Source organism: Micromonospora endophytica, assembly GCF_003236305.1.
Taxonomy (GTDB): domain Bacteria; phylum Actinomycetota; class Actinomycetes; order Mycobacteriales; family Micromonosporaceae; genus Micromonospora; species Micromonospora endophytica.
This window is the reverse complement of the sequence record NZ_POTX01000237.1, coordinates 1-8,875: the sequence shown is the minus strand read 5'-3', so window position 1 is coordinate 8,875 and position 8,875 is coordinate 1. Positions and strand designations below refer to the sequence as shown.

General features: G+C 69.1%; 8 protein-coding genes. 3 read left to right on the top strand and 5 right to left on the bottom strand.

Features of this window, described 5'->3' with window-relative positions; translation table 11 throughout:
* Window positions 1-163: 163 nt before the first annotated feature.
* Window positions 164-1,618 carry a glycoside hydrolase family 43 protein gene (locus C1I93_RS25020; RefSeq protein ID WP_111245736.1) on the top strand — a complete coding sequence of 485 codons (1,455 nt, stop codon included), beginning with the start codon at window positions 164-166 and terminating at the stop codon, window positions 1,616-1,618.
* Window positions 1,619-1,723: 105 nt separating this feature from the next.
* On the opposite strand, the gene C1I93_RS25015 is transcribed toward C1I93_RS25020, so the two are convergent.
* Window positions 1,724-2,659, bottom strand: coding sequence for a hypothetical protein (locus C1I93_RS25015; RefSeq protein WP_111245735.1), 936 nt, complete (start codon window positions 2,657-2,659; stop codon window positions 1,724-1,726).
* 212 nt (window positions 2,660-2,871) lie between these two features.
* On the opposite strand from C1I93_RS25015, the gene C1I93_RS25010 reads away from it, so the two are divergent.
* Window positions 2,872-3,099 (top strand): cation:proton antiporter regulatory subunit, encoded by a 228-nt coding sequence (locus C1I93_RS25010; RefSeq protein ID WP_111245734.1) that lies wholly within the window; start codon window positions 2,872-2,874, stop codon window positions 3,097-3,099.
* A 47-nt stretch (window positions 3,100-3,146) separates the two neighbouring features.
* The gene (locus tag C1I93_RS25005; protein ID WP_111245733.1) at window positions 3,147-4,625 is read left to right on the top strand and encodes a cation:proton antiporter domain-containing protein; all 1,479 of its coding nucleotides are present in this window, start codon (window positions 3,147-3,149) and stop codon (window positions 4,623-4,625) included.
* 18 nt (window positions 4,626-4,643) lie between these two features.
* Here the strand turns inward: C1I93_RS25005 and C1I93_RS25000 are convergent, their stop codons facing one another.
* The 4 genes from C1I93_RS25000 to C1I93_RS24985 form a co-directional block, all read right to left on the bottom strand.
* Window positions 4,644-5,198: an HXXEE domain-containing protein gene (locus C1I93_RS25000; RefSeq protein WP_181445315.1), complete on the bottom strand. Its 555-nt coding sequence runs from the start codon at window positions 5,196-5,198 to the stop codon at window positions 4,644-4,646.
* Between the two features lie 11 nt (window positions 5,199-5,209).
* Window positions 5,210-6,181 carry a glycosyltransferase family 2 protein gene (locus C1I93_RS24995; protein ID WP_212808438.1) on the bottom strand — a complete coding sequence of 324 codons (972 nt, stop codon included), beginning with the start codon at window positions 6,179-6,181 and terminating at the stop codon, window positions 5,210-5,212.
* Window positions 6,182-6,199: 18 nt separating this feature from the next.
* On the bottom strand, window positions 6,200-8,002 hold the full coding sequence (locus C1I93_RS24990) for a hypothetical protein (protein WP_111245730.1): 1,803 nt from the start codon (window positions 8,000-8,002) through the stop codon (window positions 6,200-6,202).
* A 168-nt stretch (window positions 8,003-8,170) separates the two neighbouring features.
* A partial coding sequence (locus tag C1I93_RS24985) for an MIP/aquaporin family protein (protein ID WP_220039599.1) occupies window positions 8,171-8,875 on the bottom strand: 705 nt, incomplete at its 5' end.

Below are 8,875 nucleotides of genomic sequence, written 5' to 3'. Positions count from 1 at the left end.
GTCAAGGGCTTCCTCGGGAATGCGCCCCAAGGGGTACTGATGTCGATGCCTTGACAGGCCGGGGTCGTCAGTCAACACTTCGACACAAGCCCGAAACAGTCACTGACGTGGATGTTTTCGGCGCGTGATGTTAACGCTAACAAAGTTGGTAAGGAGAGCCTGGATGCCGAGAGTCGTCGCCAGAGTGAGCGCGCTGCTCGCCGCGATCTGCCTGCTGTTGCTGCCCGGCGGGCAGACACCCCGAGCGGAGGCCGCCGCGCTCGATCCGTTCACCGGTTACCTGATGGCCCACTTCACCGGGGAGTCGGCAAACGGTGAGCAGATCTACCTCGCTCACAGCAGTGACGGCCTGACCTGGCGGGACCTGAACAACGGCTCGCCGGTCCTGCTCTCCACGCTCGGCACCCGCGGCGTACGCGACCCCGCCCTGGTCCGCTCACCCGCCGGCGACAGGTACTGGATCGTCGCCACCGACCTGCGCATCGCCAGCGGCACCTCGTGGAGCGACGCACTGAACCGGGGCAGCACCTCCCTCGTCGTCTGGGAGTCCCGCGACCTGGTGAACTGGTCCGCGCCCTGGCTGATCAACGTGGCCGGCGCGATCCCCGGTGCCGGCAACGCCTGGGCGCCGGAGGCGATCTACAACCAGGCCACCGGCGACTACGTCCTCTACTGGGCGACGAACTCACCGCGCAACGGCGTCACCAAGAACCGGATCTGGTACGTCCGCACCAGCGACTTCCGCACCTTCACCGCGCCGCAACTGTTCATCGAGCGGCCCGGCAGCCAGGGCATCATCGACACCCAGATCATCGAGGTGCCGAACAGCGTCGGCGGCTACCGCTACTACCGGGCGTCGGCCGACGGGCACATCCCGATCGAGGCCAGCAACTCGATCCTCGGCACCTGGACCAGCCTGGGCAACCTGTCCCACCTGGGCATCTCCAACGGCACCGGCGGCGGCAACATCGTCGAGGGCCCGATGTGGATGCAGTTCAACGGCCGCAACGAGTGGGCGCTCTACCTCGACCAGTTCGCCACCAACCGTGGCTACCTGCCGATCACCTCGACGAACCTGGGCAGCGTCACCAACTTCCGGGTCCGGTCCGACTACAACATGGGGGCCAGCCGCAAGCGGCACGGCTCGATCCTGAACCTGACCGCCGCCGAGGAGAGCCGGGTGCTCGCCCGCTGGCCGAGCAACACCTCGGTCAACCGGATCCAGTCGTACACCCACCAGGACCGGTACGTGCGGCACGCCGACTACGACGTACGCATCGACGCCAACGTCAACCCCGCCCAGGACGCGCAGTTCCGGGTGGTGCCGGGCCTGGCCAACAACTCCGGGTACGTGTCGTTCGAGTCCGTCAACTACCCGGGCTACTACCTGCGGCACTACGGTTTCGACTTCGTGCTGGCGGCCAACGACGGCACGTCGGTGTTCGCCGCCGACGCCACCTTCCGCCAGGTCGCCGGGCTGGGCAACAGCGCCTGGCAGTCGTTCCAGTCCTACAACTACCCCGACCGCCACATCCGCCACTACGACTACCAGCTCCGCCTGGACCAGATCACCGATGCCCAGTCCCGCAACGACGCCACCTTCCGGCTGACCTCCTGACCCACCCCACCCACCACCCGCGTTGATCATGAGGTTAGCGGCAGTCCAGAAGATCAAGATCGCCGCTAACCTCATGATCAATGGACCCTCGGGGGTTTAAGAGGGCTACTTGCGGCCGCGGCCGGATCCGGATCCGTGGGCACGGTGCCTTCGGGATCTGTCATGGGACGAGCCGCTCGGCTCGCCGGCACCTCTGCTTTCGCCAGAGCCCCGCGTCGACTGCACGGTGGACGCGCGAGGATCCCAGGCGGGGGTCTGGGCCACCTGGCCGGACGGCAGGTCGTTGAGCGTGATCGGCGGCTGCGGCGGCCCGACGAAGGCATAGCGGTTCTCGTAGTCCTGGGTGTGACCGCTCTGGCGTTGCAGCTGATAGTAGTTCGCGAAGGCGTCGTTGTACGCCTGCGTACCCGGCCCCTGGTTGTTCCGGAGCAACGGGACCGTGTTCCGGAAGAGGTCGACGTGCGTGCCGGTGCGCTGGCCGGGCAGCTCGTTGACGAGCCGGCGGTGGGTAACGGCGTTGTCGAACTCGATCCGCTCCACCTCGCGGCCGTAGTACGCCTCCGGCGTCATGCCCTCGCGCGCGGCCCGGCGGGCGATGCGGCCCCGGCCGGCATCTCGGTCGAGGTTCGCGCGCCGCTCGGCCTGCGCGGCATTCATCACCTCGAAGATGGCGGTGCCCAGCAGGCGGCTGCTGCCCTCCCGCTGCACGTCGGCGTGTTCCGGGTTCAGGACGATCGTGCTGCGTTGCCCGGGGGCGCCCTCGCGCCAGACGCCGACACCGCCGCCGTCGGCCTGGCCGAACACGACGTCGACCCGGCCGGCCATCCGCCGGATCGTCTGGAAGTCCGCGGGTAGCGCGGCGAGGGCATGGGTGAGGCGTTCCATCGTGCGGCCGTTGGAAGTGGCCACGAAGTCCATCTCGCCGGTTCGTCCGTGGTAGGCGGTGTCATCGGCTGAACTGTCCGACGACGACCCGCCGAAGGCGAGGTTCGAGTTGTACGAGCTGCTGCTGGTCGGGCTGTTGCCCTCGCTTCCGCTCATTGGAGACCACCTTTGCTGGTGCCGATCGAATTCCGGCGAGAGCGCGCACCGGACATCGCGCCCCTCGCTTCCGTCGTGCTGGAGAAGGATCAAGGACGACCGCTATGACGGCCGACCCCACCCCCGGGTTCACCGCCACCACCAACTTCTGAATGAGCTGGCTGGGCTCGTACGATTGCGGCAGAGTTCGCGGATCGCGGCGGGGAGGGGCCATGGGCAAAGGGATACACGTGCAGGAACTGCCAGGAATCGGCAAGCGGTACGACGTCGACCTGGGCAGCAACACCCAGCGGATCTCGATCGTGGTACGCCGCGACGGCGCCCGCGACCTGTACGTCTTCGCCGCGGGGGTGGATGATCCGGTTGCCGTGATCGAGATGTCGGAGGAGCAGGCCCGCAAGGTGGGCGCGTTGCTGGCCGGCACCTACTTCACCGAGTAACCCGCACCACCCGGTTCCCGCCCCGCCCATCCGAGGAGTCCTCACCCGTGCACGCTGACCTCGTGGGCTTCGGCGCCCTCGTGTTGATCGCGGGACTGTTGGCCCGCTTCGGCCGCCGGATCAACCTGCCCACCGTGCCGTTCTTCATGCTGGCCGGCATCCTGCTCGGGCCGGGCACGCCCGGTCCGGTGCTGGTGGCCCATCCCGAGGACCTGAGCCTGCTCGCCTCGCTGGGGCTGGTGTTGCTCCTGTTCCACCTGGGCGTGGAGTTCCCGGTGGAGCAGGTGCTCGGCAGCGGGAAGCGGTTGTTCATCGCGGCCGGCTCCTACATCCTGCTCAACGTCGGCGCCGGGCTGCTCTTCGGGTTCGCGCTGGGCTGGGGCGGCTACGAGGCGTTCGTGGTGGCCGGTGCGCTGGGCATCTCCTCGTCGGCAATCGTCACCAAGCTGCTCATCGAGCTCCGTCGGCTGGCGAACGCGGAGACTCCGGTCATCCTCGGCATCATCGTGATCGAGGATCTCTTCCTCGCGTTGTACCTGGCCTTGCTGTCGCCGCTGTTGTCCGGCGCCGGATCGGCCGGGGAGCTGACGCTGCGGATCGGGCTGAGTTTCGCGTACCTGGTCGTGCTCTTCGCCGTCGCGCGGTACGGCGCCCGCCTGGTCGGCAAGATCATCGACAGCAACGAGGACGAGCTGCTGGCCATCCTGATGGTCGGGCTGGTGGTCCTGGTGGCCGGCATCTCCGCCGAGATCGGTGTCTCCGACGCCATCGGCGCCCTGATGATCGGGCTGGTGGTGTCCCGTACGCCCATCCGCGAACGGGTGGAACGCCTGGTCCTGCCGCTGCGTGACGTCTTCGCGGCGGTCTTCTTCGTGGTGTTCGGGCTGAGCATCAACGTCAGCGCGATCGGCACCGTGGCGCTGCCGGTGCTGCTGGCGGTGCTGCTGACAGTGGTGACGAACGTGGCCGCCGGGCTGATCGCCGGCCGGTTGTTCGGGCTCAACCAGCGCGGCGCGGCGAACGTCGGCCTGACCGTGCTGGGCCGTGGCGAGTTCTCGCTGATCCTCGCCACCCTCGCGCTCGCCGCCGGGCTGGACGCCCGCCTCGGCCCGTTCATCGCCCTGTACGTGCTGGTGCTCGCCGTGGTCAGCCCGCTGCTCGCGGCGAACTCCCGCTACCTGGCCCGGATCATCCCGGACCGCCTGCTGCACGCGAGCTGGCGGTACGTGCGGGAGGAGACCATCAGCACCTCCTGCACCCACCTCGACCGCATCCAGATCACCGAGTCCGACGCCGAGGCGTGCCCGCAGTGCCAGGAGAGCGGCGACGACTGGGTGCAGCTGCGGCTCTGCCTGACCTGCGGCGCGGTGGGCTGTTGCAGCGACTCGGTGAACAACCACGCCGAGGAGCACTACCGGCAGACCGGTCACCCGTTGATCCGGTCGTTGGAGCCGGGCGAGGAGTGGCGCTACTGCTACATCGACGGCGCGCTGGTCCGCGAACCCATGGGCGCCACCCGGAAGTGAGCCCGTTCAGGAAACGGGCTACCCGCTGTCTCCGCTGCTGCTGGTGGGCGCCGGGGCGAGCCGGCGCGCCACCGCGTGGCAGAGGGCGGCAGCGGGCAGGAGCAATGCCGCGCCCACCGCGGTCGCGCGATCGTCGCGGCGTACGCCGGCCGCGCCCAGACGCCGCCATGCCCACCACGAGAACGGGGCGACGACCAGCGGTGCGGTCACCACACCGGGGGTGTATCCCCGAGTGAGCACGGCCTGCGCCAGGTGGCCGCCCGCGTGTGCCCCGAAACCGACAAGGGCCGCCTGATAGAACCGACTGCGCCCGCCGGTGCTGGCACCACGCGCCGCGGCAGTGGCCATCACGGCTCCCATCAGGCCGATCGCGATACCTGCCTGGGCCGGGCTGACCCGCAGCCGATCCCAGACCCGCTCCGGCACCCAGGGAAGATGGGCCCGCAGCCGGGGGCGGGCCCGATCGACCCAGCCACCCATCGTGGCCAGTTCCTCGCTGTCATGGACGGCCCACGCTGCCAGCAGCCCCCAGGTCACCGTGGCGGGAAGTGCTGCCTTTCCGGTAGCTGTCATGTGTTCATCGTTCACGACAGGCGTGCCCGGGGGCGAGCCGCGCGGTCGCGTCCGGCCTGCCGGGTGCTGTCGGACTCGCGGATGAGGAAGTGTGGGCGGCGTTTGCTCTCGTGGTAGATCCGCCCGATGTACTCGCCGATCACGCCGAGCACCATCAACTGGACGCCACCCATCCCGATCACGGCGCTGATGAGCGTCGCGTAGCCCGGCATGTCGACGCCTTCCACGGCCGCCTTGACGACGACCCAGATGGCGTACCCGAGGGCGATGAGGGTCTGGAGCAGGCCCACGTAGACGACGAGGCGCAGCGGTTTGTGGTTGAACGAGAGCAGCCCGTCCAGGGCGTAGTTGAACAGCTTGCCGAAGCTCCAGGTGCTGGTGCCGGCCTGCCGTGGCTCGTGCGGGAACGGCAGCGAGATGGTGTCGAAGCCGACCCAGGAGAAGAGCCCCTTGGAGAAGCGGTGGTACTCGGGCAGGGCGAGCAGGGCCTCGACCACCTCCCGCGACAGCAGCCGGAAGTCACCCGCGCCGTCGTGTAACCGGACATCGACCCAGCGGTTGACCGCACGGTAGAACAGCCGGGCCGGGATCCGCCGCAGCGTCGGCTCACCGCTGCGGTCGCGGACCGCGACCACCTGGTCGTAGCCCTGCTTGTAGAGCGCGACCATCTGTGGCAGCAGGTGTGGGGGGTGTTGCAGGTCGGCGTCGAGCAGGACGACCGCGTCGCCTTGGGTGCGCTGCAACCCCGCCAGCATCGCCGCCTCCTTGCCGAAGTTGCGGCTGAAGGAGATGTACCGCACGGCGGGATCACGGGTGGCGAGGTCGCGCAGGGCCGCCAGGGTGCCGTCGGTGCTGCCGTCGTCCACGAAGAGGATTTCCACCTCGTCGTCGGGCAACGCCGTGGCTGCCGTGGTGAGCGCCGCGTGCAGGGCAGCGATCGACGGCTCCTCGTTGTAGCAGGGCACCACTATCGACAGCCGCACCCTTTCCTCCAATCCCGCTTAGTCGAGGTGGTACAGGAAGGCGCCGTCGATCTCCTCGCGGGTGATGCCGAGGCCGTCCAGCGGTCGGGTGGCGACGCCGTCCCAGGGCGTGCCGGCGAGCTGATCCGGCAGGACGACCACCGAGCGGATGCCGACCTGCCGCAGGAACGCGACACTGCCCGGATCGGGGAAGCTCATGCTCATCGTGCGGATCTGCTGCTGACTGGCCGGCACGAAGCCGGCGAGGCCGTTGGCGATGCGCGGGTACCCGTCGGTGGACCAGAGCATCACGTGCAGTTCGGCGATGCCGTCGCTGGGCAGGACCAGCAGCGGTTCGGTGGCGGCCCGGACCGCTGCCGGCGCGGTCGGCACGGTGGGGTGGGGGGTGCGGTTGACGCCTTCGACAAGCACCAGCAGCAGCGGCGTCAGCAGCACGATTCTCCCGGCCAGGCGTGGCCACTTCAGCTGGGGAAGCTGCCGCCCGAACTCGGTGATCGCCCCGGCCGCGAGAATGGCGAGCAGCAGGCTCGTCCAGATCATGAGCCGTCCCGGGGTGCGCAGCGCGTCCCAGCCGGGAAGCAGCCGGGACAACGTCAGGTATCCCGGGTCGCCGTCACCGGCGAGGGTGCTGCCCAGCCCGAGCGCACCGCTGACCAGGACCCCGAGCCCGAGCAGGACGCGGTGCCGGACCCGGAACACCGAGTAGCTCAGCCCGACCGCGGCCAGCACGATCAACGTGACGCCGGGCAGCAGCGCCATCTCCGGCGGCCAGGTCAACTGCGCCCGGGCGGTCTGGAAATAGTCACCCCACAACCACGAGTCGGCGGGCGCGACGAAGTATCCCCGCAGCGGCGGGGAGAACATCTCGGTCCAGGACAGGTCCCGACGGGCCTGCGGATTCAGCTCGACCACCCGCAGCAGGGCGGTCCCGAGCCAGAGGCAGACCGCACCGAAGACGGCACCGCCGGCCAGGTTGGCCAGCACCACCCGGCGGTCGAGCACCCAGGTGCCGGTACGCCACCGTGACCAGCCGACGGCCGCCGCCACCACCAGGCCGGTGCCGGCGAGGAAGTACACGAGTGGCAGACCGATGCCGAAGCCGAGACTCACCTGCCAGGCGGCGACCAGCCAACCGGCCACGACCCAGCCGGGACGGTGCAACTCCGGCCGGTGGCCGTGCCGCAGGGACCAACCGTGACCACGGGCCAGCATCGCCAGGCAGAGCGCGATGCCGCCGATGGAGAGGATGTTGAGGTGACCGCTGTGAGCGAGCCGCCACGGCGCGAAGGACCAGGCGACGCCGGCCACGGCCGCCGCCGTCCGGCTGCCGCCCAGCTGGCGGATCAGGGCGTACGCCCCGACGAAGGCGAGTGCGAAAACCAGGACGTAGAGGAGGTTGTACCGGAACACGGCGGCCTCGACGCCCTGGCCGAGCAGTCCGGCGGGGGCGTAACCGAGCAGAGTGTCGCTGTAGGCGAAGGTGTACAGCTCCGGGAAGAACGTATTGGAGTGCCAGAGCCGAAGGGGATCGGTGGCCAGAGCGTGTCCGCCCCACGCGACCTGCCATGCCTGCAATGTGGGATCCCCGATGTCGCCGGGGATGGTCGTCCAGGGCTGCTTCAGAGTGGGCCAGGTGAGAAGCACGGCCAACGCCAACCCGGCGAATGACGCGAGCACCCATTCATGACGCAGCAGTCGACCGGCCGCCGCCCACCGGCCCGGTCCCCGGCCGGGCTGGGCTGCCGATTCTGCCTGTTCCGGGTCGGTCTGCCGGCGGTCGGCGGAAGAGGATCCGAGAAGCCTTCGACGTATCGCCTGCACGTACCCTCCTGCTGATGACCAACGCCGTACGCCCTAGCGTCGCATCGTTGGAAGGGTAAAAGCCATATCGACGCTCACCGAAACTTATTCGGTTACGCCGCCACCGGTTGGGAATGGGTGGAAAAGCGGATCGAGTGCTCAGGACCGCGTCGAATGAGAGCGGCCGGATCAGCGTCCGGCCGGGCGTGGGGTGCCGATCTTGGTGACGCCGGAGCCGTGTTCGACAAGCGGCGCGACAAGCGCGGCCAGCACCCCGCCGAGCAGCGGGAAGATGATGAAGACCCAGAGTTGTCCGACCGCGTGCCAGCCCGAGAAGATCGCCGGTCCGAAGGCGCGCGCCGGGTTCACCGCCGCTCCGGTCAGTGCGATGCCGACCAGGTTCGCCACGCCCAGCGCCAGTCCGATCGCCAGGCCGGCGAAGCCGGACAGGTCCGTGCTGCGCTTGCCCACCACCAGCACCACCAGGACGAACAGGAAAGTGAGCACGGTTTCCAGCAGGATCGCGCCGCCGACGTTGATGTGGGTGCCGTAGCCGTTGGCACCCAGTACCCCGGTCTGGTCGGTGACCCCGCCCCAGCGCACCAGCACCCAGAGCAGGAAGGACGCCAGCGCGGCCCCGGCGAACTGGGCGATCCAGTACGCCACCGCCCCGATCGGCGAGATCTTGCCGGAGAGCAGCACCCCGAGGGTGACCGCCGGGTTCACGTGGCTGCCGGAGAGTTGGCCGATCGTGTAGACCAACGCGAGCATGACGAACCCGAACGCGAGCGCGACCACCACCACGCCGCCCTCGACGCGGGCCGCCACGGCGCTGCCCACCCCGAAGAAGACCAGCAGGAATGTGCCGATGAACTCGGCCACGTAGCGTCTGAC

Excerpts from the sequence above, each read along its gene's own strand:
- C1I93_RS25015 (WP_111245735.1), bottom strand. The coding sequence starts at position 2,659 with ATGAGCGGAAGCGAGGGCAACAGCCCGACCAGCAGCAGCTCGTACAAC.
- C1I93_RS25020 (WP_111245736.1), top strand. The coding sequence starts at position 164 with ATGCCGAGAGTCGTCGCCAGAGTGAGCGCGCTGCTCGCCGCGATCTGC.
- C1I93_RS25010 (WP_111245734.1), top strand. The coding sequence starts at position 2,872 with ATGGGCAAAGGGATACACGTGCAGGAACTGCCAGGAATCGGCAAGCGG.
- C1I93_RS25000 (WP_181445315.1), bottom strand. The coding sequence starts at position 5,198 with ATGACAGCTACCGGAAAGGCAGCACTTCCCGCCACGGTGACCTGGGGG.